Here is a 25,505-nt window from a genome sequence, read left to right as displayed (position 1 = left end):
CTGGCACGTCCCGTCGGTCTCAGGCGCCGGTGGACAGCTCGGACCGGTCGGCGCCGGGCTGCGCCGGTACGGCGGCGACCTGCTCGCCGGGGGACCGGCGCACGTCGACCACCTGGCCGGTCAGTTCGGAGATCAGCACGTCCAGGGACGCCTGCGCGACCGCCTCGGAGGAGAGCAGCGTGTGCTCCGGCTCCTCGCCGAACGCCCGCGTCCGCATCGGGGTGGCGGTGCGCTCCGGGTTGACGCAGTTGACCCGTACGCCGAACTCGGCCCACTCGTCGGCGAGCGCCTGGGTGAGGTTGACCAGCGCGGCCTTGGTGGCCGAGTAGAGCGCGTAGCGGGCCCGGCCCCGGGTGTACGAGCTGGACGTGTAGAGCAGCAGCTGGCCCTTGGTCTGCTGCAGGTACGGCAGCGACTGGCGCGCGATGGTGACCGGGCCGACGAAGTTGACGTGCAGGAGACGGTCCATCGTCTCGGAGTCCATCTCGGCGAGCGCGCCCTTCTCCAGGATGCCGGCGGTGACCACCACGTGGTCGATCCGGCCGGTGGCCTCGAACGCGGTCTTCAGCGCGGCGGTGACGTCCTCGGCGCGCTCGACGTGGGTGCCGGTGGTGGAGCGGCTGAACGGGAAGACCTGCGCGCCGTAGCCGCGGGCCAGCTCGGCGAGGTCGTGGCCGATGCCGTAGCTGCCGCCGAAGACCACGATGGTCCGGCCGGTCAGCTCCTCGGCGTAGCCGCGGTGGGTCAGCCGGGGCGCCTGGGCGGCGGCGAGCTGGAACAGCTTGTCGGCCAGGTGCACGTCGACCGGGTGGGTGACCTTGATGTTCTCGTCCGAGCCGTCGATCACCTTGATCGGCGTGCCGGGCAGGTAGCGCAGCACCACGCCGCAGTCGTCGGTGGCGGCGAAGTCGGGGTCGCCCTCGGCACGGCGGTACGCCTCGCGGATGGTGCCGGAGCGGAACGCCTGCGGGGTCTGGCCGCGGCGCAGCCGGGAGCGGACCGGGATGTCGGTGATGCAGTCGTCCGCGTCGACCTGGATGATCGTGTCGGCGGACGGGATGGCCACGTCGACGGCCGAGTACGTCCAGAGCGCGTTCACGCACTCGCGCACGATCCGGGCGCTGACCAGCGGGCGTACCGCGTCGTGGAAGAGGATGTTGACGTCGCCCTCGCCGACCGCGTCGAGCGCGATCCGGGTGGTGTCGTTGCGGGTCTCGCCGCCCTCGATCACCTTGGTGACCTTGCGGAAGCCGGCGTCGGCGACGATGCGCCGCGCGTCGTCGACGTGACCGGTGGCCATCAGCACGATGATCTCGTCGATCTCCGGCGCGGCCTCGAAGACGGCCAGGGTGTGCTCGATGATCGGCTTACCGGCGATCTTGAGGAGCTGCTTCGGGATGCCCAGCCCGAGGCGCGTGCCGGTCCCCCCAGCGAGGATCACGGCCACCGTACGCGCGGGTCGCCAGGGTGCCGGGCTCGCCGGCGCGGCGTCCGGTGCGGTGGTGTGGTCCTGCGTCATTGCCGTACCTCACTCTGGGTGAAAGGGGATGGATCCGAAAACCTTAACGCGGACGGCGGAGCGCACCGATCCGGGCGATCCCGGGACCGGTGCGCTCCGGCGGGCTACTTCTGGCCCTCGTACGCGTCGCAGACCTCCTTGGTGGGGCCGTCCATCCTCAGGACGCCGCCCTCCAGCCAGATGGTCCGCTCGCAGGTGTCCCGGATCGAGCCGATGGAGTGGCTGACCAGGAACACGGTGCCGGCGCTGTCGCGCAGCTCGCGGACCCGCTGTTCGCTGCGGACCCGGAACTTGCGGTCACCGGTGGCCAGCGCCTCGTCGATGAGCAGCACGTCGTGCTTCTTCGCCGACGAGATGGCGAAGCGCAGCCGGGCGCCCATGCCGGAGGAGTACGTGCGCATCGGCAGCGAGGCGAAGTCGCCGCGCTCGTTGATGCCGGAGAACTCGATGATCTCCGGGGCGATCTTCTTGACCTGGTCCGGTTGCATGCCCATGGCGAGGCAGCCGAGCACCACGTTGCGCTCGCCGGACAGGTCGTTGAGCAGCGCGGCGTTGACGCCCAGCAGGGACGGCTGGCCCTGGGTGTAGACCGCGCCGCGGGCCGGCGGGAGCAGCCCGGCGATGGCCCGCAGCAGCGTCGACTTGCCGGAGCCGTTGCTGCCGATCAGGCCGATCGCCTCACCCTGGTACGCGGTGAAGCTCACGCCCTTGACCGCGTGCACCTCGCGGATGTTCGGCGCCTTGGTGCGCGAGACGATCCGCTTGAGCGCGGAGACCGGTGTGGTGCCGCCGCTCGCGCCCTTGTGGATCCGGTAGATCACGTGCACGTCGTCCACCACGACTGTGGGCACGCGACCCGAGTCGATCACGGGACCGGCGTTCAGCGGCAGGGTCTGCTCAGCCACGGCCGTACTCCTTCTCTCCGCGCCAGAAGTAGACGAACCCGCCGATGCCCATGACGACCGCCCAGAACAGGCCCAGCGCCCAGAGCTTCGGCGGCGAGCTGACCAGATCGGGCTGGTGGGAGTTGAGCAGCGAGAAGCGGGCCAGCTCGATGAAGACCAGCGGCGGGTTCCACTCCAGGAGGCTCGCGGCCCAGTGCGGCAGGTGCTGGCGGAACAGCGCCACCGGGTAGAGCACGCCGGAGGCGTACAGCCAGGTGCGCATCACGAACGGCATGATCTGCTTGAGGTCGGTGATCTTGGAGCCGATCCGGGCCATGATCATGGTGAGGCCGATGTTGAAGACCGTCTGGAGCAGCAGCGTCGGGGCGAGCAGCAGCCAGCGCCAGGTCACCGGCTCGCCGGTGAACAGCACGATCGCGCCCAGCACCACCATCGACATGAGCAGCTGCTGGAGCTGCACCAGCGTGACCGTGATCGGCAGCGCGGCCCGGGGGAACTGGAGCGCCCGGATCAGGCCCAGGTTGCCGGTGATCGCGCTGGTGCCGTTCGACACCGCGGTCTGGGTGAACATGAAGATGAACACGCCGGTGCACAGGTACGCGATGAAGTTCGACACGTTCCGGTTCTGCGACAGGATCACGCCGAAGATCAGGAAGTAGACCGCCGCGTTGGTGAGCGGTGTCAGCACCTGCCAGAGCTGCCCGAGCTGGGTGTTGCTCAGCGAGGACGCGACCTTCGCCCGCGAGTACGCGGTCATGAAGTGCCGGTACGCCCACAACCGGCGGGTGTACTCGCCCAGTGGTGGTCGTTCCCCGGCGACCCGCAACCCGTACCGCCGGGCCAGTTCGGCCCGGCTCAGTCCGGATTCGGGGTCGGCCACCGCGGTGTTGGCCATGATCAGGCGCTCCGATCTTTCGTGCTGATGGGGAGCAGTGCGGTGAACAGATCCAGCGTGGCCCGGCGGGGAGGAGCCGCCTCGCTGCTGCATGGAAGGTAGTCCACCGAACGTCGGGACGCAACCGTACCGTCGTTGCGCTACATTGTTCCACGTGACGACCGAGAAGAGGCGTGCCCCGGCCGGCGCGGCGGTGCTGCGCGGGGAGATCACCAGCGCCATCCGTACCGCCGTGATGCAGGAGTTGGCCGAGGTCGGCTACGGTCGCCTCTCCATCGAGGCGGTGGCCCGCCGGGCCGGTGTGAGCAAGACCGCCATCTACCGCCGCTGGCGGTCCAAGCTCGACCTGGTGCTGGACATGGTCTCCGCCGTGGCGGGCCGCAACATCCCGCTGCTGGACACCGGCAGCCTGCTCGGTGACCTGGAGATCCTGCTGCACGTGATGGCGCGTGCGCTGCGTCACCGGCTGGCCGCGCAGATCATCCCGGACCTGCTGGCCGAGGCGGCCCGCAACCCGCAGATCGCGGAGAAGCTGCAGGCCGCCCTGGACGACTACCAGCAGGCGGTGGGGCGGATCCTGATCGGCCGGGCGGTCGAGCGCGGCGAGCTGTCCCCGGACACCGACCGGCGTGCCGCCGTCGATCTCATCGTGGGGCCGGTGTACTGGCGGATGGCGATCTCCCGGGCCCCGCTGGAGCCCGCCGAGGTGCCCCGGATGGCGGCCGCGATCGTCGCCGCCCTGCGGGTAGCATGCGTGGGGCCTGTGCGCGACGAGGTGGAAGTCTGACCCGGGTCGCCCCCGGAGGGCCGTCGTCGATCATGAACAGAACGTCACATCCAGTCGGACAATCAGCGCGACCCGATTGTTTTCCTGACAGAGCGGTAGCATCCCCCGAAATGTCTCCCATGAACCACGTGTCGACAGGAGGAAGCCCCATGGCCGGGCCGCATCCAGAGTTCATTCCCCCCGCACGGCCGATCATCGGCGAGGCCGAGATCGAGGCGGCCGTCCGGGTGCTGCGGAGCGGCCGGGTCGTGCAGGGCCCCGAGGTCGCGGCGTTCGAGGAGGAGTTCGGCGACCTGGTCGGCGGCCGGCACTGCGTCGCCGTCAACTCCGGCACCTCCGCGCTGCAGCTGACGCTGATGGCGCTCGGCTTCGGCCCGGGCGACGAGATCATCGTGCCCTCGTTCTCCTTCGCCGCGAGCGCCAACGCGGTGCGGCTGGTCGGCGCCGAGCCGGTCTTCGTGGACATCGAGCCGGGCAGCTTCTGCGTCGACCCGGAGGCGGTCGCCGCCGCCGTCACGCCGAAGACCGTCGCGATCATGCCGGTACACCTCTACGGCCACCCGGCCGCGATGGACCGGATCATGACGATCGCGCAGCAGCACGGCCTCGCTGTGGTCGAGGACGCCGCGCAGGCGCACGGCGCCGAGCTGAACGGCACCCCGGTCGGCGCCTTCGGCACCGCCGGCTGCTTCAGCTTCTACCCGACGAAGAACATGCACGCCCTGGAGGGCGGCATGATCAGCACCGCCGACGCCGAGCTGGCCCGTACCCTGCGGCTGCTGCGCAACCAGGGCATGGAGCAGCGGTACGCCAACGAGATCGTCGGCGCCAACATGCGGATGACGGACGTGGCCGCCGCCATCGGCCGGGTGCAGCTCACCCAGCTCGGCGAGTGGACCGAGCAGCGCCGCGCCAACGCCAAGTTCCTCGACTCGGCGATCACCGGCATGGTCACCCCTCCGGTCGCCGACGGCGCCCGGCACGTCTACCACCAGTACACCGTGCGCGTCACCGGCAACCGGGACGCCGCCCAGGCCCGCCTCACCGAGCTGGGCATCGGCAACGCGGTCTACTACCCGACCCCGATCCACCGGCTCAAGCCGTACCTCGTGGACGGCAAGCCGGGCGCGTGGGACCTGCCGGAGACCGAGCGGGCCGCCGCCGAGGTCGTCTCGCTGCCGGTGCACCCGTCGCTGAGCCAGGCCGACCTGGAGCGGATCGCCGAGGGCGCGAACCTGGCCGGCGGTGCCCGGTGAGCGCGAGGAGTGAGTCGGGTTTGCGAGCCCCGCAGTCGCGAACGAAGGACAGCTCAGTGAGTGAAGGTCGCAAGCTGCGCGCCGGTCTGATCGGCCTCGGCGCCATGGGGCGCAACCACGCCCGGGTGCTGTCCAACCTCGACGGCGTCGAGCTGGTCGGCGTGGTCGACCCGGCCGGCGACGTGACCGGGACGCTGCGCGCGCCCGTCGTACCCGAGCTGAGCGACCTGCTCGCCCTCGGCGTCGACTACGCGGTGGTGGCCTGCCCGACGGCGCTGCACGAGCCGATCGGCATGGAGCTGGCCGCCAACGGCGTCTGCGCGCTGATCGAGAAGCCCCTCGCGCAGTCCGTCGACGCGGCGACCCGGCTGGTCGAGGCGTTCGAGGCCGCCGGCCTGGTCGCCGGCGTCGGCCACATCGAGCGCTACAACCCGGCGCTGCAGAGCCTGCGCACCCGCCTGGAGGCCGGGGAGCTGGGCGAGGTGTTCCAGGTCGTCACCCGGCGCCAGGGCCCGTTCCCGCACCGGATCGCCGACGTCGGCGTGGTGATGGACCTGGCCACCCACGACATCGACCTCACCGCGTGGGTGACCGGCCAGGAGTACACCTCGGTCTCCGCCCGCACGGTCTCGCGCAGCGGCCGGCTGCACGAGGACATGGTCGCCGTCGTCGGCCAGCTCGCCGACGGCACCATGGTCAACCACCTGGTCAACTGGCTGAGCCCGCTCAAGGAGCGGTCCACCGTCGTCACCGGCGACAAGGGCTGCTTCGTGGCCGACACGCTCACCGCCGACCTCACCTTCTACGCCAACGCCGCCATCGACACCGAGTGGGAGGCGCTGCGCGCGTTCCGCGGCGTGGCCGAGGGCGACATGGTCCGTTACGCCATCCCGAAGCGGGAGCCGCTGCTGGTCGAGCACGAGCGGTTCCGCGACGCGGTGGAGGGCAAGCAGAGCGACATCGTCACCCTGCGGCAGGGCCTGCGTACCGTCCAGGTCGCCGCCGCCCTGCTGGAGTCCGCGTCCGACGGCCGTACCGTGGCCGTGGGCCCGGCCGCCGCCGACCGGGACGGGCGCGGCCTGCAGCCGACCCCGGCCTGACACCGGCCCGGCCGGGCGTCACCGACGCCCGGCCGGCCCGGTCAGTCGATCCCCAGCAGACGGTCGAAGCCCGGTGCGTTCACCGACCAGTCCCAGGTGGCCGAGGCGTGCTTGGCCGCGGCCTCGCCGGCGGCCCGCCAGACCTGCTCGTCCGCGGTGACCGCACGGACGCGGGCGGCGGCCTCGGCCGGCGTCGCGACCACCCAGTCGGCCGGGAAGACGGTACGCGCGCCGTGTTCCCCATCGGCGAAGAACGGCCAGTCCCGCACCACCGGCACCGCGCCGCTCGCGGCGCCCTCCACCACGGCACAGTGGAAGCTCTCCCGCACCGAGCTGCTGAGCACCACGCCGATGCCGGTCAGCACACCCGGCACGTCGTCGGTGTGGCCGAGCCGGGTCACCGCGCCGGAGGGCGCCAGCTCGGCCAGCTCCGTCTCCAGCGCCGCCGCGTAGTCGCGCGCCGCCCGGCTCATCCCGGTGTCGATGCTCCCGCCGACCAGCAGCAGGCGGTACCGCTCGTCGGCGGCGCGCAGCAGCCGCAGCACCTCGATCGCCCACCGCGGGTCCTTGGCGACCGCGCTGGTGCCCACCAGGCCGAGCGTGAACCGGGCCGCGGAGTCCTTCGGCCGCGCGAACGGGGCCAGGTCCATCGCGTTGCACAACACGTGGGTACGCGGCGCGTGCGCGCCGGTGAGCCCGGGCGCCACCCGGAGCGTGAAGTCACGCAGGTGCTCGGAGACGAAGACGACGTCGTCCACCCGGCTGAAGTCGATCAGGTTCGGCCACCTGCCGAACGCCTCGTAGCTGTGCAGCCGGACCACCACCCGGGTGTCGCCGGGGTCGACCAGGCCGACCATCACAGCGGTCGCCACGGCCCAGTCGACGAACACCGTGTCGGCCCAGTCCAGGTGCGGGCGCAGCCAGGCCTCGACCTGCCTGCCGTACTCGGTGTCGCGCAGCAGCGCCTCGGCGGTCATGCGCCTGGACTGCCGGATCAGCGGCCCGGCCACCGGGTCGTCGTCCAGCCGCACGTAACGCAGCTCCACATCGGGGTGGGCGGCGTAGCGCTCCCGGATCGCCTGCACGAAGTGCGCGCTTCCGTTGAGCAGCAGCAGCACCCGTTGCGGCCGGTCCGTCGGCGGCGGCGCGGCCGGCTGCCGGCGGCCGCGCGGCGTCAGCAGCGCCCGACCCACGGCGCTGCCGTGCAGCGGCGCGAGGAACGCCGCCGGATCGTCCGCCAGCGGCGAGTCGAGCTGGTCGAAGTGGATCACCCGGTGGAACTGGGTGTGCAGCACCCGGTGCAGCCGCCGGGCCGCCGCCTCGCCGTCACCCCGGGCGTACGCCCGGTCCGCCTCGGCCAGGTCGGCCTCGACGGCGGCAGTCAGGTGGGCCGGGGTGCGTCCCTCGGCGATCTCGTCGGCGGCCTCCTGCGCGAGCAGGTCGGCACGGGCGGCCGGGCCCACGCCACCGGCCACCGCGACCAGCGCGGCCCGGGACTCCGCCGCCGGCCAGCCGGCCCGGACCATGCCGGCGCGCAGGCGGCGGGCCAGCGACGACCGCGCGCCGGCCGGCAGCAGCGGCGCGGCCGCCAGGCCGTGGATCAGACGGGCCGCCGCGCGGTGACGCACCACCCGGGGAGCGGTGACGCGACGGAGCACGCCGGCTGCGAGCTTGCTGCCCATCTGGGCTGGGTCCTTCCGATCGCGGAGGCTGGCGCCGCAACGCCGACCCGCGTGGTCGGCGAGCGCGGTTCGTGCATGTTAACGTGGCGCGGTCCCTACTTGCGGCGAGGAAGGTTCGGGTGCCGGCAACTTCAGCACGGGACGTCGTCGTCCTCACGCCCTGGTTCCCGACCCGCGAACTGCCCTTCCGCGGCTCGTTCGTCCAGGCGATGGTCGACGCGACCGCACCGGTTTCCGACCGGATGACCGTCTATCACTGCGACGCCTGGGTGGCCGCCCTCGATCCGGCGGCTGAGCGCCGGGTCAAGGACGCCCACCGCGTCCTGCTCGGCCACGCCCGGCACCGCACCCCGACCGTCGGCGGCGCCGACCTGGTCTACGTCCCGGTGCCGGTGCCCCGCGGGCTGGGGCACGCGGAGATCGCCGACCGGCACGACGAGGCGCTGCGCGCGGCCCTCGGCGGCCGTCCGCTCACCGCACCGGTCGTGCACGCCCACGTCGGGCTGCCCAGCGGCTGGGCGGCGATCCGCAACGCCGGCCCGGACACCCGGGTCTACGTGACCGAGCACGCCAGCTTCCTGGACAAGGTGCTCGAGACCGCCCGCGGCCGGGAGATGTACGACGAGGTGCTCGACCGGTGCGCCGGTTTCCTCGCCGTGGGCGAGGGCGTCCGGGCCCCGCTGGTCGAGGCGTTCCCGCACCACGCGGACCGGATCGGCGCGATCGCCAACCCGATCTCCTTCGACCGGCCCCGTCCGACGCCGATCACCGCGCTGCGCCGGTGGCTGTTCGTCGGCGCGCTCTCCGAGCTCAAGGGCGTACCGCTGCTGCTGGAGGCGTTCGCGCGGTGCCGGCAGGACGACCCGGCACTGACGCTGACGCTGGTGGGGGAGGGCGCGCTGCTGGCGAGCCTGACCGCCCGGGCGGCCGAGCTCGGGGTGGCCGACGCGGTCACGTTCACCGGGGCGGTCCCGCCCGAGCGGGCGCTGGAGCTGATGCGGGAGCACGACCTGCTGGTGCACCCGAGCCGCCGCGAGACGTTCGGGGTGGCGGTCATCGAGGCCATCGCGGCCGGGCTGCCCGTCCTGGTCACCCGCTGCGGCGGTCCGGAGCGGACGCTGGCCGGCATCGAGGACGCCGCCGGTCAGATGATCGACGTGACAGACGACCCGGAGACGATCGTCGCCGGATACCGGCGGCTGCGGTCCCGGTTCCCCGACGACCTCGAACCGGCCCACGCCCGTAAGGCGCTCGCCGACCGGTACGGCTACGCCGCCGTCGCCGAGACGCACCGCCGCCTGTGGTTCTCCGACGAGGCCGACCCGGCGGTCTGACGCCGGGCGCCGCAGCTGATGGAGTGAGATGCACGTCCTTTTCCTGTCCGTCGGGTCGGTCCGGCGGCGCGCGGTCGTGGAGGAGTCCCGCCAGGTGATCGCCGACGGGGGCGCCGCCACCGTGGTGGTCGACAAGATGGGCCCCTGGAGTCGTGAGACGTTCGCCACCGGCGTGCGGGTGATCGACCTGGCCGCCCTGCAACGTCGGCTGCCGGCCGACCGGGTCGAACAGGCGGCGCTGTACAAGGCGCCCCGCAAGCTGCTGCGGACCATCGGCCGCGGTCCGCTGCGGAAAGTGTCGAAGCGGGCCGAGCGCGCGTTCCAGCGGCGCCTCGCCGACCCGGCGCACCGGGCGTTCGTGCGGATGCGCGGCGACCAGCGTGACCGGCTTCTCGCCCGGGCCTGCGCGCGTCCCACGGTGGATGTGCTCGTCGTCACCGATCCGGTGGCGATGCCGTACGCGGTGCGCCTGCTGGAGCGCCGACGCGGTCACGCGAGCCCGAGAGTCTGCTTCAGTTACGACTACTCTGGAGTGGCGACCGATGGCCAGAACCGACCCGACCCGGATTCCGCCCAGGGGGACAATCCATGACGCGCCCGACGCGCCGACCGCGCATCCTGTACCTGTCCTTCTACTTTCCGCCGTCGCGGGCCAGCGGCGTGTACCGGGCCCGGGCCACCGCGAACTACCTGGCCGAGCACGGTTGGGACGTGACCGCCTTCGCGTCGCCGCTGTCGTTCCTGCACCGCGTGATCGGCTCGGTCGACGAGCAGCTGGCCGAGACCGTGCACCCGTCGGTCCAGGTGGAGCGGCCCAACATCAGCCACTTCGCCTGGGAACGTGACCTGCACGCCTACGGCCGGTTCCGGGGCATGTCGCCGATCCTGGCCCGCAACCTCTACAACTTCGGGTTGAAGAAGTTCTTCCCCGAGCACTACCTGTCCTGGGCGCTGGCGTCGGTGCGCAAGGCGCTGCGGATGCACGCCCGGCGGCGCTTCGACGTGGTGCTCGCCACCGGCAACCCGTTCGCCTCGTTCGCCGCCGCCTGGATGATCCACAAGGCCACCGGCGTGCCGTTCGCCGTCGACTACCGCGACGCCTGGACGCTCAACATGTTCACCGAGGAGCCGGGGTACGAGCCGGGCCACCCCGCCTGGCGCTGGGAGCGCCGGATCCTGCGCGACGCCTCCGCCTCGATCTTCGTCAACCAGCCGCTGCTGGCCTGGTACGCCGACCGCTACCCGAACGCCGCGGACCGGATGATGGTGGTCCCCAACGGCTGGGACCCGGATCTGCTGACCCAGCTCGACGCGCCCACGCCGCCGTCCGAGTCGGACCGCGACCGCCCGCTGCGCTTCTCCTTCCTCGGCACCATGAACAGCACCCAGCCGGTGGAGCAGATGGCCGAGGCGTTCCAGATCGCCCGGCGGCATCCCGACCTGGCCGACGCGGAGCTGAACATCCACGGTCACCTCGGCTACTTCAAGCAGGGCAAGACCGACCTCATCGCGCGGCTCGGCCTGGTCGAGGGCGAGCAGGGGCACGCGCTGCCCGAGTACGGCATCCACTACCGGGGCCCGGTCTCCAAGACCGAGGTCGGCAAGGTCTACCAGGACAGCGACGTGCTGGTCTTCCTGGCCGGCGGCGCGCGGTACGTCACCTCCGGGAAGATCTTCGAGTACATGGCGAGCGGCAGCCCGATCGTCTCGGTGCACGCGCCCGGCATCGCCGCGCAGGACGTGCTGGCCGGCTATCCCCTCTGGTTCAACCCGGAGAGCCTCGACGTGCACGACATCGCCGAGTCGATGATCGCCGCCGGCAAGGCGGCCCGGGACATGTCGGCGAAGCAGCGTGCCGAGGCGCGCGCGCACGCCGACACGTTCACCCGGCAGGCGGTCACGGCGCCGCTGGAGGCCAGACTGCGCTCGATGGTGCGGCGCAAGATCGAGGCGGGAAGGATCGCATCGTGACGTTCGACGACGCAGCCGGCAACCAGCCGTCCACCGCGGGCGCGTCCCGCACGCCGCGGGCGCTGCTGCTGGCGTTCAACCACAAACCGCACGAGAAGGTCGTGGCGCTGGCCGAGCGGCTCCTCGACGAGGGCGCCCGGCTGGACGTGGTGGTCCTCAGCGACACGAACTGGGCGGACCTGGCCGGCCGGCCCAACGTGCGGCTGTTCACCCTCGGCGCCGCGGAGAAGCGGCATCCGCTGCTGCGTACCGAACGGATCGTGGTCACCAGCGGACCCCGGCGAGTGGCCCGTGGGCTGAGCCGGCTGGCCGGCGGCGGCACGGCGAGCGGCCTCAGCCGGCGGCAGGAGCGCCTGAGCCGGGCGTTCCACAAGCGAGTGTTCATGAAGGCGTACTCGAACGTGCGCCCGCTGGTGCTGTCCCGGCTGGCCGACAAGCGGCTGTCCGAACTGGACCTGGAGCGCGACCCGGTCGACCTGATCGTGGCCTCCGACGCGCTGTCCATCACGCTGGGCTGGCGGCTGGCCCGCCGCTTCCCGAACGTGGTCGCCACCACCTCGCTCGACCCGCCCCCGTTGGCGCAGCTCACCGCGGCGGCCTGACGCCGCCTGCCGCACCACGTGAAGCGGCCCGCCGGCACCGTCGATCGCGACGGCGCCCGGCGGGCCGGTCCGATTTCAGCGGGCGTGCTCGGCGAGCACCCGGACCACGTTCTCGGCCGCGCGGCCGTCACCGTACGGGTTGCCCCGCGCGGCGGCCGGCCGGGGCCGGGTGGCGGTCCGCACCCAGCCGTCGGCGCCCAGCGCGGACGGGTCCGGCACCAGCCGGTTCCAGTCGTCCGCGAGGGTCTCCACCCACTCCGTCTCCGGGCGCAGCGTGGTGCAGGGCCGGTCCAGCAGGTACGCCTCCTTCTGCAGGCCGCCCGAGTCGGTCACCACACCGACGGAGCCGAGCACCGCGGCCACCATGCCGCCGTACGGCAGCGGCCGGCCCACGTGCAGCGCGCCGCCACCCAGCTTGATGCCGTGCTCCTCGGCCCGGGCCAGCAGGCGCGGGTGCGCCAGCAGGGCGACCGGCACCGGCAGCTCGGCGAGCGCGCCCACCAGTGCGGCCAGCCGCTCCGGGTCGTCGGTGTTCTCCGCCCGGTGCAGCGTGGCCAGCAGGTACGGCGCGTCCGGGTCGATGCCGGCCGGCAGCTCGGGGCGCGGCTGGTCACCGGCCAGCACCGCGTCACGCACCCGCAGGCACACGTCGACCATCACGTCCCCGACCAGCACGGAACGGGCGGCCAGGCCCTCGGCGGACAGGTGGCGCACCGCCTCCTCGGTGGGCGCCAGCAGCAGGTCGGCGCAGTGGTCGGTGAGGACGCGGTTGTGCTCCTCCGGCATCCGGCGGTTGAACGAACGCAGCCCCGCCTCCAGGTGGGCCACCGGCAGGTGCATCTTCACCGCGGACAGCGCGCCGGCCAGCGTGGAGTTGGTGTCGCCGTACACCAGCACCCAGTCGGGTCGTTCGGCCGCGAGCACCGGGTCGAGGGCGGCCAGCGTCTTGCCGGTCTGCACGCCGTGGCTGCCGGAACCGATGCCCAGGTGCACATCCGGGTCGGGGATGCCGAGCCCGGAGAAGAAGACGTCGGAGAGGTCGGCGTCGTAGTGCTGCCCGGTGTGCACGATGACGTGCTCGTGCTCCGTGGCGGCGAACGCCGCGGCGATCGGTGCGAGTTTGACCAGCTGGGGCCGGGCGCCAACGATGCTGACGACCTTCATGTGGGTGATCCCTCCGATTGACTGTCCGTCCGACCGGGGCGGCGTCCGTGGGCGCCCCGCGGAACCGGCTGCGCCGGCCGGTGAGGGGAACCCCCACGCGGGCGATCCAGGCTAACATCGGGGCATTCCGCTTCTGGACGCCGACAAGGCCGGCACGAGCGCGAGGAAATCCCGTCATGGTCGAGTCGTCGGTCGTTCAAGAGCGCCCGCAGGAGCCGGCTGAGCCGCCCGCCGCCCGGCGGCCGCGTCCCCGGCCGCGCCCCGCGCAGCTCGTGCTCGCGGGTCTGGTCGTCGCGTTCGTCGCCGCGCGGCTGAGTATCGCCGCGCGGGCCGAGGCGTTCCGCACCTTCGACACCCGGTCGTACGCCGGGCTGCTCGACGGGCCGAACCCGACCGCGACGCTCTCCTTCACCGGGCACGCGCCGCGACTGTGGGGCACCCCGCTGCTCTACACGCTGGCCGGCAGCGATCCCGCCCGCGCGTGGACGCAGGCCCTGATCAGCACCGCGGCGTGGGTGGTGCTCGTGCTGGCGCTCTGGACGATGCTGCGCGGCACGACCGCCCGGGTCTGCGCCGGGGTCGCGCTGTTCGTGCTGGCGCTGACCCGCGCGGTCTACGTGTGGGACCACACGCTGACCGCCGAGTCGCTGTCCATCAGCCTCGGCCTGCTCGCGTTCGGCCTGCTGGTGCTCTGGGTACGCCGGCGCTCGTGGCCGCTGCTCGCCGCCACGGTCGTGGTGACCGTGTGGTGGATGTTCGTCCGGCAGGACATGCTGCTGTTCATCGCGCTGGTGCCGGCGGTGCTGGCGGTGCTGGCGTGGCGCAGCCGCCCGCACCGCTGGGCGGCGGTGGTGGCGCTGGTCGCGATCGGCGCCGGGCTGGGCTGGAACGCGGCGCTGCTCGGTCCCACCGACGAGACGTTCGCCAAGTGGAGCGCGTCGGGCCGCTCGCAGACCGACGAGACGTTCCTCTACCGGCTGATGGTCGAGGTGCAGCGCGACCCGGAGATGCGGCAGGTCTACCACCGCGAGCTCGGCATGCCGCGGTGCGTCGCGATCGAGGACCCGAGCCTGGTCCGGCGGTGGAACGTCCGCAAGTTCTCCGAGGCGTACGCGAACTGCCCCGAACTGCAGCGGTGGGCCGAGGAGCACGAGATGGCAATCGGCTTCCGGTACGCGATGGCCGAGCCGGATCACTACCGCGAGATCATGGTCGGCCGGATCCTGCCGATGGCGCTGGGCAGCACCGAGTTGCACACGTACGGCCGCCCGGTGTCGATGCTGCCGGACGCGGTCGAGAGGGTCTGGTACCCGCGCCGCGACCTGGTGCTTCCTCTGCTCGCCGGCGCCGTCGTGGCGACAGTGCTGGCGTGCGTGCTCACCGGCGCGGTCCGCCGGCGGCCGTGGCTCGTCCTGGCCGGCGTGCTCGGTGTGGTGGTGAGCCTGGTCAGTGTGCTCGCCAGCCTCATGCTGTCCGCCGGGGAGTACAGCCGGTTCGGCATCCAGGAGGCGATCTACCTGCGGATCAGCCTGGTGGTGCTGGCCGTGGCGGCGCTCGACGCGGCGCTGACCAGGCCGTGGAGACGCGCCGGGCGGGCGGCCCGGGGGGTGCCGGGCGACGACGCCGCGCAGCCGTAAACTCCTGCCTCATGACCGTTCCGGACACCCGTCCCACCGACCCCGCTGCGGCCACTCCCGGCGACACCTCGCCCGGCGACACGGAGGTCCGCCGGGCGCCGGAGCCGGCGGAGACCGGGACGGACGACGGCGGCCGCACCGAGGCCGGCGACGGGACCGGCGAGCGGCCGGTCCGGCGGTGGAGCCGGTGGGACGGCGTCGTCGCGGCGGTCTACCTGGCCTGGGCGCTCCTGGTGACCGCCCGCGGGTGGCGCAACCCGGACGGACGCCTGCTCGGCAGCCGCCCGGACGACCAGGGATTCAACGAGTGGATGCTGGCGTACGCGGCGCACGCGGTCCGGCACCTGGAGAACCCGTTCTTCACCACCGCGCAGAACGCCCCCGACGGCGTGAACCTGATGACCAACGTCGGCATGCAGCTGCCCGGGATCCTGCTGTCGCCGGTGACGCTGCTGTTCGGCGCCCCGACGGCGTACGTGCTGCTGATGACGCTCAACCTGGTCGGCACCGGCTACGCCTGGTACCACGTGCTGTCCCGGCACGTGGTGCGGTCCCGTGCCGCCGCGTTCGTCGGCGGCCTGTTCTGCGCGTTCGCGCCGGCGCTGGTGTCGCACAGCAACGGGCACCCGCACATGACCGCGCAGTGGCTGGTGCCGCTGATCGGCTGGCGGGTGCTGGTGCTGGCCCGGGGCGGCCGGGTGCTGCGGGACGGGCTGGTGCTCGGCGCGCTGATCGCGGCACAGTTCTTCATCAGCGTGGAGATCCTCTTCCTGCTCGCGCTCGGCTGCCTGCTCGCCGCGCTGGCCCATCTCGCGCTGGCGCCGAAGGTCGCGTTGCGGCGCGCCCCCCGGCTGCTGGGCGGGCTGGGGGTGGCCGGCGCGCTGGTCGCTGTCGTCACCGCGTACCCGCTGTGGATGCAGTTCTTCGGGCCGCAGCACCGGATGGGGCACCCCGGCGGCCCCGACGTCTACGCCCTGAAGCTCGGCTCCTACGTGCGCTACGCGACCGAGTCGATCGCCGGCAGCCCGACCAGCGCCGGCGGGTGGGGCCCGAACACCACCGAGCAGGTCAGCTTCTTCGGCTGGTCGCTGGTGGTGGTGGCGGTCGCCGCCGCGTGGTGGCTGCGCAGGGAGGTCACCGTCCGGGTGCTGACCCTGGTCGCCGTGGTGTGCGCGCTGCTGTCGATGGGCACCACCTGGACGTGGGGCACCGAGCGGACCACGATCCCGGCGCCGTTCGCGTTGCTGCAGCACCTTCCGGTCTTCGACGCCGTGGTGGTGGCCCGCTTCGGGTTCATCACCACCATGGCCGTGGGCGTCCTGCTGGCGCTGGCTCTGGACCGGGTGGCGAGTCTCGCGCGTGACGGGGACCGGCTGCCAGCCCGGATCGCTGTCGTCGCGGTGGTTGCCGCGCTGGTGCCGATCCTGCCCACCCCGCTGCCGGCCCAGGGCCGTCCCGCGGTGCCGGACTTCGTCACCGCCGGCACCTGGCGTGACCACGTGGCCCCCGGCCGCACCCTGGTGCCGGTGCCGGTGGCGAACATGACCTCGGTCTACTGGGGCTCGGTGGCGCTGGCCGAGTTCGCGGTCCCACAGGGCTACTTCCTCGCCCCCACGTCCAAGGACGACCCGACCGGGCGGTGGGGCGTCGAGCCGCAGCCGACGGCGAAGCTGCTCACGCTGGTCGCGGAGGGCAAGCGCGGCACCGACGTGACGCCGGCCGAGGTCGCCCAGGCCCGCGCCGACGCCCGCTACTGGCGGGCGGACGCGGTGGCGCTGCCCAAGCACCGCCGGCAGGAAGACCTGCGCGTGGTGCTCGACGCCCTGTACGGGCCGGGCCGCCAGGTCGACGACGTGTGGCTCTGGGACGTGCGGCCGTTCAGCAACTGAGCGGCGCGCCTACGGCGACCGGTTCCAGATGATCAGGACGTAGCCGCCGAAGTAGGCGGAGACGATCAGCAGCGGGGCCAGCACGGTGACGGCCCGGGCCCAGCCGGCCCGGGCCAGCGCGACGGCGACCGGCAGCAGGAGCGGGAACGCGGGCAGCAGGAAGCGCGCCTTGGCGTGGTAGTAGCCGGCCGCGCCGAGCGTGGTGAGCAGGATCAGGCCGCTGTAGAGCAGGAGCTGCCAGGGCTGCCGGTCGAGGGCGCTGAGCACGAACAGCGCCAGCGCGATCAGCACCACGAGCGTCACCACGTACATGGTCAGCGCCGTGGGCTGCGCCAGCACGCGCTGCGCCACCCGGACCGTGTCGGCGCCGAAGTCGAAGGTGGTGCCCCAGCCGGCGTCCTGGATGTGGAACCAGCCGTCCGGCCGCCCGGTCTGCCAACCCACCCAGGCCAGGTACCCGACCCAGCCGGCCGGCGCGATCACCAGCGCGGCCCACGGGCGCCAGCCGTCGCGGCGGCGCAACGCCGCGATCAGCGCCGCGAGACAGACCACGGCGAGCAACGCGGAGCCGGTCGGCCGGGTCAGTCCGGCGCACAGGCTGAGCACGGCGGCGAGCAGCCACGAGCGGCGCAGCAGCGCGTACAGGGACCAGGCGGCGAACGCGGTGAAGATCCCCTCGCTGTAGCTCATGTTCTGCACGATGCTGTGCGGCAGCACGCCCCAGAGCACGGCGAGCAGGATGCCGACGCGGCGGTCGTACAGCCGCTCGCCGACCGCGAACAGACCCCAGGCGGCGGCGAGCGCGGCGACGGCGGCGACCGCCAGCGCGGTGGCGCGCGCGCCGAGCGGGGTCAACGGCTCCAGCGCCCCGACCAGGCGGGGATAGAGCGGGAAGAAGGCCATGTCGCTCTGGACCCGGGCGTAGCCGTCGTAGCCGTCGCGCGCGATCCGCAGGTACCACACGCCGTCGGACCCGGTGAGCAGCGCGGCCGGCCGGGCCCCGGTGGCGCGGGCCCAGAGCCAGAGCGTGACCAGCCCCACCGCTCGCACGGCGACGTAGCCGACGAGCGCGGGCAGGGCGTTGCGGAAGGCGGTCGCCAGCCGGTGCCCGAAGGAGGCCCGGTGCTGGGAAACCGTCTCCGCGGGCGGCTGTTGGCCGCGCGTCGGTGCGGTCATGCGTGGTCCTGTCCGAGTGATCTTCGCCCCCGGCGTCGGCGTCCGGGGCGTCGGCGACCGGCGGGAGCGCTCGCCCGGGAGCCGGGTGCAGGGTAGCAACGGCGACACCGGCTTCCCGGCACGGCCGGGCATCGGCCTCCCGCGCCGCGCTTGTCGTACACTCGCTCGGGTCGCACGTGCGACAGTGGTTGACACGGAGACGGACGGGCATGGGTTCTGACGGGGCGATCTCTGCGGCGGACCTGGGGGCGGCAGCCGCGGCACGGGGCGCCGTCACGATCGACACCTCGGCCCGGACGGCGGCCGGGCGGTGAGCCGACCGGACGTCACGGTCGTCGTCGCGGTGTACAACACCATGCCGGACCTCACCACCTGCCTCGAGTCGCTCGTCAACCAGACGATCGGGCACGACCGGCTGCAGATCGTCGCGGTCGACGACGGCTCCACCGACGGCAGCGGCGCGGAGCTGGAGCGGTTCGCGGCGGCGTACCCCTCGGTCCTGACGGTGGTGCACCAGCCCAACTCCGGCGGGCCGGCCGCCCCCAGCAACCGGGCGCTGGACCTGGCCACCGGCCGGTACGTATTCTTCATCGGGGCCGACGACCACCTGGGCCGCGAGGCGCTGGAGCGGCTGGTGTCGGCGGCCGACCGGTGGGGCTCGGACGTGGTGCTCGGCCGCATGGTCGGCGTGAACAAGCGCTACGTGCACCAGGAGATCTACGACCGGACCCGGTCCGACATCGACCTGTTCGACTCGCCGCTGCCGTTCTCGCTGTCGAACACGAAGCTGTTCCGGCGGGACCTGATCGAGCGTCACCACCTGCGCTTCCCGGAGGACATGGCGGTCGGCAGCGACCAGCCGTTCACGTTGGAGGCGTGCCTGCGGGCGGCCCGCATCTCGGTGCTCGCCGACTACGACTACTACTTCGCGGTCAAGCGCCTCAACTCCACGAACATCACCTACCGCAGCGACCATCTCGCCCGGCTGGAGTGTGTGGAGCGCATCGTCCGGTTCGTGGCCGACATGGTGGAGCCGGGGCAGCGGCGCGACGCGGTGCTGCGGCGCCACTTCGCCTGGGAGATCGCGAAGCTGTTCCGCCCCGACTACCTCAAGCTCGACGCCGAGACCCGGGAGCAGGTCCGGTCGCGGGTCGGCAAGCTGGTCCGGGAGTACCTCACCGACGGCATCCGCGACCGGCTCGACGCGGCCACCCGCGTGCTCGTCGGCACGGCCGCGTACGGCCGGCCGGAGGACCTGGTGGCGATCATCCGGCTGACCGCCGCCGACGGCCTGCCCTCGACGGTGGTCCGCGACCAGCGCTGGTTCGCCGCGTTCCCGGGCTTCGGTGAGGCGGGTGGCCTGAGTGACGAATGGTACGAGTTGGAGCCGGCGGCGAGCCGGTGGCTCGCCGCGCTGACCGCGGTTTCGGTACGCTCGGTGACCGGGCCCGACGGTGACCGGCGGGTGCAGATCCTCGCCCGCAGTCCCCGGCCGGATCTCGCCGACCTGGTCGGCGGGGACATGTCCGTGCGGGTGGGTGAGGCGGAGGCCGCCGTGCGGCTGCTGCCGGCCGACCCGATGGGCACGACTGTGGAGGCGACGTTCCGGCTCCCGGATCTGGCCGCCGACCTCGGTCCGGCGGGAACGACCCGGGCGGTCCGGGTCCGGGTGGCGGACAGCGCCGCCGTCCCGGTGCGGGGGTTCCGGCCGCCGCTGATCCACCGGGTGGTGTACCGAGACGGCACCCGACTGCATCTGGTCACGATCAACAACAACCACAAAGGTCACTTGGCGTTCACCGTCTGGCCGGTGACGCTTCGCCGGGTCGCGGCCCGTCTTCGGCGCCGGCTCCCCCGAGGAGGAAAGTAGTTCATGAACATCTGCGTCGTCGCGCTCGGCAAGATCGGTCTGCCGCTGGCCGTGCAGTTCGCGTCCAAGGGGCACCGGGTGATCGGCGCCGACGTCTCCGAGCGGGTCGTCCAGCTGGTGAACGACGGTGCGGTGCCCTTCCCGGGCGAGGCCGACCTGGACGTCAAGCTGAAGGAGACGGTCGCCGCCGGCCTGCTGTCGGCCACCACCGACACCGCCGCCGCGGTCGCCGAGTCGGAGGCGGTCGTCGTGGTCGTGCCGCTGTTCGTGGACGCCGAGGGCGTGCCGGACTTCGGCTGGATGGACGACGCCACCCGGGCCATCGCCCGTGGGCTGAAGCCGGGCACGCTGGTCAGCTACGAGACCACGCTGCCGGTCGGCACCACCCGCAACCGCTGGGCGCCGATGCTCGCCGAGGGGTCCGGCCTCACCGCCGGCACCGACTTCCACCTCGTGTTCAGCCCCGAGCGGGTGCTCACCGGCCGGGTCTTCGCCGACCTGCGCCGCTACCCGAAGCTGGTCGGCGGCATCGACGAGACGTCGGCCGCGCACGGCGTCCGGTTCTACGAGGCGGTGCTCGACTTCGACGAGCGGCCCGACCTGGACCGCCCCAACGGCGTGTGGGACCTCGGCTCGGCCGAGGCGTCCGAGCTGGCCAAGCTCGCCGAGACGACCTACCGGGACGTGAACATCGGCCTGGCGAACCAGTTCGCCCGCTTCGCAGACACCGTGGGCGTGGACGTCACCAAGGTCATCGAGGCGTGCAACACGCAGCCGTACAGCCACATCCACTCGCCGGGCATCGCGGTCGGCGGCCACTGCATCCCGATCTACCCGCGGATGTACCTGTGGAACGACCCGGCCGCCACCGTGGTGCGCTCGGCCCGCGAGGCCAACGCGGCCATGCCGGAGTACGCGGTCGACCTGCTCGCCGCCGCGTACGGCGACCTGACCGGGGTCGGCGTGCTGGTGCTCGGCGCCGCCTACCGGGGTGGCGTCAAGGAGACCGCCTTCTCCGGCGTCTTCCCGACCGTCGAGGCGCTGCGCCGCCGGGGCGCGGTGCCGTACGTGTCGGACCCGATGTACAGCAACGAGGAACTGGCCGCGCACGGCCTGCCCGGCTACGACGGCGAGCCGCTCGGCGCCGCGGTGATCCAGGCCGACCACGCGGAGTACCGCACGCTCTCCCCGGCCGACCTGCCCGGCGTGACGGTGCTCGTGGACGGCCGGCGGGTCACCGACCCGGAGCGCTGGACCGGCGTGCGCCGGGTGGTCATCGGAGGCTGACCGCACACGCGCGTACCGGGCCCCGGCCGTGATCACGGCCGGGGCCCGTCGCGTGTCGCCACCAGCCGATCGGCGTCCGCCGTTCACCTGCCGGACACCCCGGCAATACTTGTGTCATGTGACCCGTTTAGGGTCGCAGCGGTCCGAATCGAACCTGGCCGACGTCGGGGCAGACAGGGAGCGTGTCGTTGTTGAGCAGAATTCGCAGCCAGCAGGGTCTCGCCGCGGTGGGCGCGACGCTCCTCGGCTACGCGGTCATGGTCCTCTCCGGAGTACTCGGCCTGGTGGTGCCGTTCGCGGTGGCCGCCGTGGTCGCCTTCGCCGGTGAACTGGCCCTGGCCGGGCGGCACACTCCGACCGCCGAACTGCTCGACAAGGCCGGGCTCGGCGAGACCTTCCGGCAGCTGGTGCGGGACCTGTCGGTGGTCCTGCTGGTGGTCGTCTCGGCCCGCCCCGGCGTGGCCGGCACGATCGCGGTGCTGCTGCTGCCCGCCGCGCTCTGGACCGTTGCGGTAGCCACGAACGCGGTGACGAAGGTGATCGACGGGCGGGTCGACCCCCCGGCGTACACCCGCAACATCGACCTCGGCGCGCTGCGGCGCGTCCCGGTGCCGCCGGCCTGGGCGCGGTGGCTGGCCGGGCTGAACATGCCGCTGCTCAACGTGCTTCTGGTGCCGGCGGCGGTGGTGGCCGCCGCGCGCGACCAGGTCGCCCCGGTGGTGGTCACCGGCCTGGTGACGCTCGCCGCCGGCCTGGTCACCGCCGCGGTGCTGGCGCTGACCGCGCTGCGCGGCCGGGGCAGCCAGCCGGGCGTGCTGCCCGCCGTGCACGACTGGATGCCCGGGAACGCCCGAGGTCGCGCTCTACTTCGCCGGCCCGGCCAAAGGACGTCTACCAGGCCAACATGTGGCTCGCCCCGGTGGAGGCGACCGGCCGCCGCGCGGTGGTTCTGCTGCGCGCCGCTGACGCGTTCGAGCAGCTCGCCGACACCCGGCTGCCGGTCATCTGCGTGCCGGCCGGCGTCGACTTCATGAACCTCGACCTCAGCTCGCTGCGCGTGGCCCTGTACGCCGCGAACGTCGGCGCCAACATCCACCTGCTGCGGGAACCGGGCGTCAAGCACGTCTTCGTCGGCCACGGCGACAGCGACAAGCAGGCGAGCGTGAATCCGTACAGCAAGGTGTACGACGAGGTCTGGGTGGCCGGGCCGGCCGGGCGGGAGCGGTACGCGCGCGCCGACGTCGGCGTGCTGGACCGCGACATCGTGGAGGTCGGCCGGCCGCAGCTCGCCGGGGTGCACACGTTCGGCTCCGGCGCCGCCGACCACCGCTTCACCGTGCTCTACGCGCCCACCTGGGAGGGCTGGCTCGACGACGACCCGTACCACACCTCGCTGGTGCTGATGGGGGAGCGGATCGTCTCCGGGCTGCTCGCCGCCGGTGACGTGCGGGTCATCTACAAGCCGCACCCGCTGACCGGCAGCCGGTCGGCGAAGGCGCGGGCCGTACACGAGCGCATCGTGGGCCGGATCAAGGCGGCCGGCGGCGACACCGATCCGTCCTCGCTGGACGGGACCGCGCACCTGGTGGTCACCGGCCGCACGCCGGGGCTGTTCGACTGCTTCAACGTCACCGACCTGCTGGTCAGCGACGTGTCCAGCGTGGTCTCCGACTTCGTGCAGAGCGAGCGGCCGTACGTGGTGGCGAACCCGGCCGGCCTGTCCGAGGACGAGTTCCGCCGGCAGTTCCCGACCGCGCGCGCGGCGTACCTGCTCTCGGCGGACTGCGGCGAGCTGGCGAAGATCCTCGACGTGACGCGGTCCGGCGACGACCCGATGACCGGGGCGCGACGGGAGCTGAAGGAGTACCTGCTCGGCCCGGCCGGGTCGAACCCGATGGACCGCTTCCGGGACGAGATCGGCCGGCTCTGCGGCTGAGGCGTACCGGGAAAGGGGCGACGACCGGCGCGGTCGTCGCCCCTTTCTCGTCGATTCAGCCCTGGTGCGGCGGGTTGTCGACGTCGCGGGAGACGACCTCGCCCTTGGCGTCGACCCAGCCCTTCGGCCGGGCCGGGTTGCCGGCCACCAGCTGGTACGGCTTGACGTCGCGGGTCACCACCGAACCGGCGGCGATCATCGCGTACTCGCCCACCTCGATGCCGCAGACGAGCGTGGCGTTCGCGCCGATCGAGGCGCCACGCCGGATCAGCGTCGGCGTGATCGTCCAGTCCGGATTCTGCGCGCGCGGGCGGAAGTCGTTGGTGAACACGGCGCAGGGACCCACGAACACCTCGTCCTCGATGGTCACGCCCTGGTAGACCGAGACGTTGTTCTGGATCTTCACCAGGTCGCCCACCGTGACGCCCGCGTCGACGTAGACGTTGCGGCCGATCACGCAGCCGGCGCCGACCTGCGCGCTCGACCGGATGTGCGCCAGGTGCCAGACCTTGGTGCCGTCGCCGACCTTGGCGCCGTCCTCCACGTCGGCCGTCGGGTGGACGAAGACGGAGGCGGACCGGTCGTTGCTGTCAGTCATCTCAACTCGCATCGTGGCAGGGCGCGTCGCGCCGTCGGGCGGGCTCGACGCAGCATAACGAGCGCTCACCCGAGCAGTTCGGCCACCGCGTCGGCGGCGGGCCGGTCGGCCGGCAGCGGATGCGCGGCGACGACAGCGTCCACCGGCAGCGCGGCGTACAGGTGCGGGAACAGCGCGCCGCCGCGGGAGGCCTCCCAGCGCAGCGCGTCGCCGAGCCGGGACTCGTCCACCGCGAGCACGGTCAGGCCGGTGACCCCGGCGAAGAACCTCCGCGCGGTCTCCACCACCTGGTCGGCGGCGGACAGGTGGACGTAGCCGTCCTGCCGGTCCATCGCGGTGCCGGCGAACCGCCCGTCCGCCCGTGCCCGCGCCCACTCGTCGTCGGAGAGAATCTTGTAGATCACGCCAGCAGCCTAGAGCGGCCTCGCGTCCCGGCGGCGCGTCTGCCACCATTCGCAGGGCACACGTCGAGCGGAGGGAGGAACGGGTGCGGATCCTCCTGGTCGAGGACGACCGTCGGGTCGCCGCCGCGCTGTCGTCCGCGCTGACCCGGCGCGGCTACCAGGTGGAACACGCCGCCACAGTCGCCGCGGCGCTCTCCGCCGCCCCCTGCGACCTGGTGCTGCTCGACCTGACGCTGCCCGACGGCGACGGCACCGAGGTGTGCCGCGAGCTGCGCCGCCGCAGCAGCCAGCTCGGCATCATCGCGGTGACCGCCCGTGGCGAGGAACGCGACCGGGTGCTGGGCCTGCGGCTGGGCGCCGACGACTACGTGGTCAAGCCGTTCTCGATGGTGGAGTTGCAGGCGCGCATCGAGGCGGTGCTGCGCCGCGCCGCGCACACCGTCCCGGAGCGTCACCTCATCGAGGCCGGGCCGGTGCGCATCGACGTCGGCGGCCGGACGGTGAGCGTGGACGGCCGGGACGTGTCGCTCACCCGCAAGGAGTTCGACATCCTGCTCTCGCTGGCCCGCCAGCCGGGGGTGGCGGTGCCGCGCGAGCGGATCCTGCTCGACGTGTGGGGCACCACCTGGGCCGACCGGCACACCGTGGAGGTGCACGTCGGGTCGCTGCGCGGCAAGCTCGGCGACGCGACGCTGGTGGAGACCGTGCGCGGGGTCGGTTACCGGCTCCGCGGCGCGTGAGGAGGGGCCCGTGCGGCGCCGACTGGTGATCAGCTACCTGCTGCTGATGGTGCTCGTCCTGATCGCCCTGGAGACGCCGCTGGCGTTCACGCTGGCCTCCCGGGAGACCGACCGGGTACGCGCCGACCGCCTCGCCGACGCCACCCGGTTCGCCTCGCTCGCCGGCCCGGCGCTGCGCGGCGGCAGCCCCGGTCCGCTCGACGGGGAACTGGCCGCCTACGACGCCCTCTACGGCATCGGTGCCGCGGTGGTGGACCGGGAGCGCCGTACCGTGGCCGCCTCGTCGGCCTGGGAGCCGGGAGCGGGCACCGGCGCGGCGCTCGACACCGCGCTGTCCGGGCAGCAGTTCAGCGGCCCCGAGTCGGTCTGGCCGTGGGACGGCGGGCCGGTGGTGACGGCCGTGCCGATCAACGACGGCGGCGAGGTGCTCGGCGCGGTGGTGACCACCAGCCCGGCGGACGGGGTGCGCCGCACCGTCAGCGCGTGGTGGCTGCTGCTGGCCGGCATCGGCCTGCTCGCGGTGCTGGCCTGCGTCTCCACCGCGTTCGGGCTGGCCGGCTGGGTGCTGCGCCCGGTCACCGAGCTGGACGCGGTGACCCACGAGATCGCCGAGGGCCGCCGGACCGCGCGGGTGCGCCCCCGGCTCGGCCCACCCGAGCTGCGCCGGCTCGCGACCAGCTTCAACGACATGGCCGACGCGGTCTCCGACGTGATGGACCGGCAGCGCGCCTTCGTTCGCGCACGCCAGCCACC

Annotated in this window: 20 protein-coding genes and 2 pseudogenes; 14 read left to right on the top strand and 8 right to left on the bottom strand. The window is 73.0% G+C overall.

The genetic code is table 11. From position 1 onward, the window contains the following. Positions 1-19: 19 nt before the first annotated feature. The 3 genes from MCBG_RS09290 to MCBG_RS09280 all read right to left on the bottom strand — a co-directional run bounded on the left by MCBG_RS09290 (position 20) and on the right by MCBG_RS09280 (position 3,319). Complete coding sequence (locus tag MCBG_RS09290; RefSeq protein ID WP_043325117.1) at positions 20-1,519, bottom strand: bifunctional cytidylyltransferase/SDR family oxidoreductase; 1,500 nt, start codon at positions 1,517-1,519, stop codon at positions 20-22. 104 nt (positions 1,520-1,623) lie between these two features. Then, complete coding sequence (locus MCBG_RS09285; RefSeq protein WP_030499725.1) at positions 1,624-2,424, bottom strand: ABC transporter ATP-binding protein; 801 nt, start codon at positions 2,422-2,424, stop codon at positions 1,624-1,626. After that, positions 2,417-3,319, bottom strand: coding sequence for an ABC transporter permease (locus MCBG_RS09280; RefSeq protein ID WP_043325116.1), 903 nt, complete (start codon positions 3,317-3,319; stop codon positions 2,417-2,419). The genes MCBG_RS09285 and MCBG_RS09280 overlap by 8 nt, the downstream gene beginning before the upstream one ends. A gap of 154 nt (positions 3,320-3,473) precedes the next feature. Here MCBG_RS09280 and MCBG_RS09275 point away from each other — a divergent pair, with 154 nt between their 5' ends. From MCBG_RS09275 to MCBG_RS09265, 3 genes are all read left to right on the top strand, one after another. After that, positions 3,474-4,106, top strand: coding sequence for a TetR/AcrR family transcriptional regulator (locus MCBG_RS09275; RefSeq protein ID WP_043325115.1), 633 nt, complete (start codon positions 3,474-3,476; stop codon positions 4,104-4,106). A gap of 149 nt (positions 4,107-4,255) precedes the next feature. Further along, positions 4,256-5,362, top strand: coding sequence for a DegT/DnrJ/EryC1/StrS family aminotransferase (locus tag MCBG_RS09270; protein ID WP_043325114.1), 1,107 nt, complete (start codon positions 4,256-4,258; stop codon positions 5,360-5,362). Positions 5,363-5,418: 56 nt separating this feature from the next. Then, a complete protein-coding gene (locus MCBG_RS09265) occupies positions 5,419-6,462 on the top strand; it encodes a Gfo/Idh/MocA family protein (protein ID WP_043325113.1) in 1,044 nt (347 codons plus the stop codon). 41 nt (positions 6,463-6,503) lie between these two features. Here MCBG_RS09265 and MCBG_RS09260 read toward each other — a convergent pair whose 3' ends face one another. Then, positions 6,504-8,144, bottom strand: a complete 1,641-nt coding sequence (locus tag MCBG_RS09260) for a glycosyltransferase (protein WP_051611094.1) — start codon at positions 8,142-8,144, stop codon at positions 6,504-6,506. Between the two features lie 119 nt (positions 8,145-8,263). Between MCBG_RS09260 and MCBG_RS09255 the strand changes: the two genes are divergently transcribed. Genes MCBG_RS09255 through MCBG_RS09240 form a run of 4 tightly spaced genes read left to right on the top strand, consistent with a single transcriptional unit; the run spans position 8,264 to position 12,051 of the window. After that, the gene (locus MCBG_RS09255) at positions 8,264-9,478 is read left to right on the top strand and encodes a glycosyltransferase (RefSeq protein ID WP_223201138.1); all 1,215 of its coding nucleotides are present in this window, start codon (positions 8,264-8,266) and stop codon (positions 9,476-9,478) included. A gap of 28 nt (positions 9,479-9,506) precedes the next feature. Next, positions 9,507-10,070, top strand: coding sequence for a hypothetical protein (locus tag MCBG_RS09250; RefSeq protein WP_051611092.1), 564 nt, complete (start codon positions 9,507-9,509; stop codon positions 10,068-10,070). Continuing rightward, complete coding sequence (locus MCBG_RS09245; RefSeq protein ID WP_030499733.1) at positions 10,067-11,449, top strand: glycosyltransferase; 1,383 nt, start codon at positions 10,067-10,069, stop codon at positions 11,447-11,449. Before MCBG_RS09250 ends, MCBG_RS09245 begins: the two co-directional genes overlap by 4 nt. Next, positions 11,446-12,051 carry a hypothetical protein gene (locus MCBG_RS09240; protein WP_043325112.1) on the top strand — a complete coding sequence of 202 codons (606 nt, stop codon included), beginning with the start codon at positions 11,446-11,448 and terminating at the stop codon, positions 12,049-12,051. The genes MCBG_RS09245 and MCBG_RS09240 overlap by 4 nt, the downstream gene beginning before the upstream one ends. Positions 12,052-12,126: 75 nt before the next feature. Here MCBG_RS09240 and wecB read toward each other — a convergent pair whose 3' ends face one another. Further along, positions 12,127-13,215, bottom strand: coding sequence for a non-hydrolyzing UDP-N-acetylglucosamine 2-epimerase (gene wecB / locus MCBG_RS09235; protein ID WP_043325111.1), 1,089 nt, complete (start codon positions 13,213-13,215; stop codon positions 12,127-12,129). Between the two features lie 176 nt (positions 13,216-13,391). On the opposite strand from wecB, the gene MCBG_RS09230 reads away from it, so the two are divergent. Continuing rightward, the gene (locus tag MCBG_RS09230) at positions 13,392-14,852 is read left to right on the top strand and encodes a hypothetical protein (protein ID WP_043325110.1); all 1,461 of its coding nucleotides are present in this window, start codon (positions 13,392-13,394) and stop codon (positions 14,850-14,852) included. An 11-nt stretch (positions 14,853-14,863) separates the two neighbouring features. Beyond that, positions 14,864-16,741 (top strand): hypothetical protein, encoded by a 1,878-nt coding sequence (locus MCBG_RS09225; protein WP_043325109.1) that lies wholly within the window; start codon positions 14,864-14,866, stop codon positions 16,739-16,741. Between the two features lie 9 nt (positions 16,742-16,750). On the opposite strand, the gene MCBG_RS09220 is transcribed toward MCBG_RS09225, so the two are convergent. After that, positions 16,751-17,917 (bottom strand): hypothetical protein, encoded by a 1,167-nt coding sequence (locus MCBG_RS09220; RefSeq protein ID WP_064447479.1) that lies wholly within the window; start codon positions 17,915-17,917, stop codon positions 16,751-16,753. A gap of 310 nt (positions 17,918-18,227) precedes the next feature. On the opposite strand from MCBG_RS09220, the gene MCBG_RS09215 reads away from it, so the two are divergent. The 3 genes and pseudogenes from MCBG_RS09215 (at position 18,228) to MCBG_RS35130 (ending at position 23,010) form a co-directional block, all read left to right on the top strand. Then, positions 18,228-19,787: a glycosyltransferase gene (locus MCBG_RS09215; protein ID WP_043325108.1), complete on the top strand. Its 1,560-nt coding sequence runs from the start codon at positions 18,228-18,230 to the stop codon at positions 19,785-19,787. Positions 19,788-19,790: 3 nt separating this feature from the next. Further along, positions 19,791-21,074: a nucleotide sugar dehydrogenase gene (locus tag MCBG_RS09210; RefSeq protein ID WP_043325107.1), complete on the top strand. Its 1,284-nt coding sequence runs from the start codon at positions 19,791-19,793 to the stop codon at positions 21,072-21,074. A gap of 188 nt (positions 21,075-21,262) precedes the next feature. Then, positions 21,263-23,010 (top strand): annotated as a pseudogene (locus tag MCBG_RS35130) (CDP-glycerol glycerophosphotransferase family protein). A gap of 55 nt (positions 23,011-23,065) precedes the next feature. On the opposite strand, the gene MCBG_RS09200 reads toward MCBG_RS35130, so the two are convergent. Both MCBG_RS09200 and MCBG_RS09195 read right to left on the bottom strand, forming a co-directional pair. Then, on the bottom strand, positions 23,066-23,608 hold the full coding sequence (locus tag MCBG_RS09200) for an acyltransferase (RefSeq protein ID WP_030499741.1): 543 nt from the start codon (positions 23,606-23,608) through the stop codon (positions 23,066-23,068). A gap of 65 nt (positions 23,609-23,673) precedes the next feature. Next, complete coding sequence (locus tag MCBG_RS09195; RefSeq protein WP_043325106.1) at positions 23,674-24,012, bottom strand: DUF952 domain-containing protein; 339 nt, start codon at positions 24,010-24,012, stop codon at positions 23,674-23,676. An 83-nt stretch (positions 24,013-24,095) separates the two neighbouring features. Here MCBG_RS09195 and MCBG_RS09190 point away from each other — a divergent pair, with 83 nt between their 5' ends. Both MCBG_RS09190 and MCBG_RS09185 read left to right on the top strand, forming a co-directional pair. After that, the gene (locus MCBG_RS09190) at positions 24,096-24,752 is read left to right on the top strand and encodes a response regulator transcription factor (protein ID WP_043325105.1); all 657 of its coding nucleotides are present in this window, start codon (positions 24,096-24,098) and stop codon (positions 24,750-24,752) included. A gap of 10 nt (positions 24,753-24,762) precedes the next feature. Then, a pseudogene (locus MCBG_RS09185) lies at positions 24,763-25,505 on the top strand (HAMP domain-containing protein); the annotation flags it as partial.

It is taken from the genome of Micromonospora sp. M42, from assembly GCF_000568915.1.
Taxonomy (GTDB): Bacteria; Actinomycetota; Actinomycetes; order Mycobacteriales; family Micromonosporaceae; genus Micromonospora; species Micromonospora chalcea.
Note: the sequence above shows the minus strand (reverse complement) of the source record. Positions and strands in the feature narration are given on the sequence as shown.

Excerpts from the sequence above, each read along its gene's own strand:
- MCBG_RS09250 (WP_051611092.1), top strand. The coding sequence starts at position 9,507 with ATGCACGTCCTTTTCCTGTCCGTCGGGTCGGTCCGGCGGCGCGCGGTC.
- MCBG_RS09210 (WP_043325107.1), top strand. The coding sequence starts at position 19,791 with ATGAACATCTGCGTCGTCGCGCTCGGCAAGATCGGTCTGCCGCTGGCC.
- MCBG_RS09220 (WP_064447479.1), bottom strand. The coding sequence starts at position 17,917 with ATGACCGCACCGACGCGCGGCCAACAGCCGCCCGCGGAGACGGTTTCC.
- MCBG_RS09270 (WP_043325114.1), top strand. The coding sequence starts at position 4,256 with ATGGCCGGGCCGCATCCAGAGTTCATTCCCCCCGCACGGCCGATCATC.
- MCBG_RS09260 (WP_051611094.1), bottom strand. The coding sequence starts at position 8,144 with ATGGGCAGCAAGCTCGCAGCCGGCGTGCTCCGTCGCGTCACCGCTCCC.
- MCBG_RS09245 (WP_030499733.1), top strand. The coding sequence starts at position 10,067 with ATGACGCGCCCGACGCGCCGACCGCGCATCCTGTACCTGTCCTTCTAC.
- MCBG_RS09200 (WP_030499741.1), bottom strand. The coding sequence starts at position 23,608 with ATGACTGACAGCAACGACCGGTCCGCCTCCGTCTTCGTCCACCCGACG.
- MCBG_RS09280 (WP_043325116.1), bottom strand. The coding sequence starts at position 3,319 with ATGGCCAACACCGCGGTGGCCGACCCCGAATCCGGACTGAGCCGGGCC.
- MCBG_RS09225 (WP_043325109.1), top strand. The coding sequence starts at position 14,864 with ATGACCGTTCCGGACACCCGTCCCACCGACCCCGCTGCGGCCACTCCC.
- MCBG_RS09290 (WP_043325117.1), bottom strand. The coding sequence starts at position 1,519 with ATGACGCAGGACCACACCACCGCACCGGACGCCGCGCCGGCGAGCCCG.
- wecB (WP_043325111.1), bottom strand. The coding sequence starts at position 13,215 with ATGAAGGTCGTCAGCATCGTTGGCGCCCGGCCCCAGCTGGTCAAACTC.
- MCBG_RS09230 (WP_043325110.1), top strand. The coding sequence starts at position 13,392 with ATGGTCGAGTCGTCGGTCGTTCAAGAGCGCCCGCAGGAGCCGGCTGAG.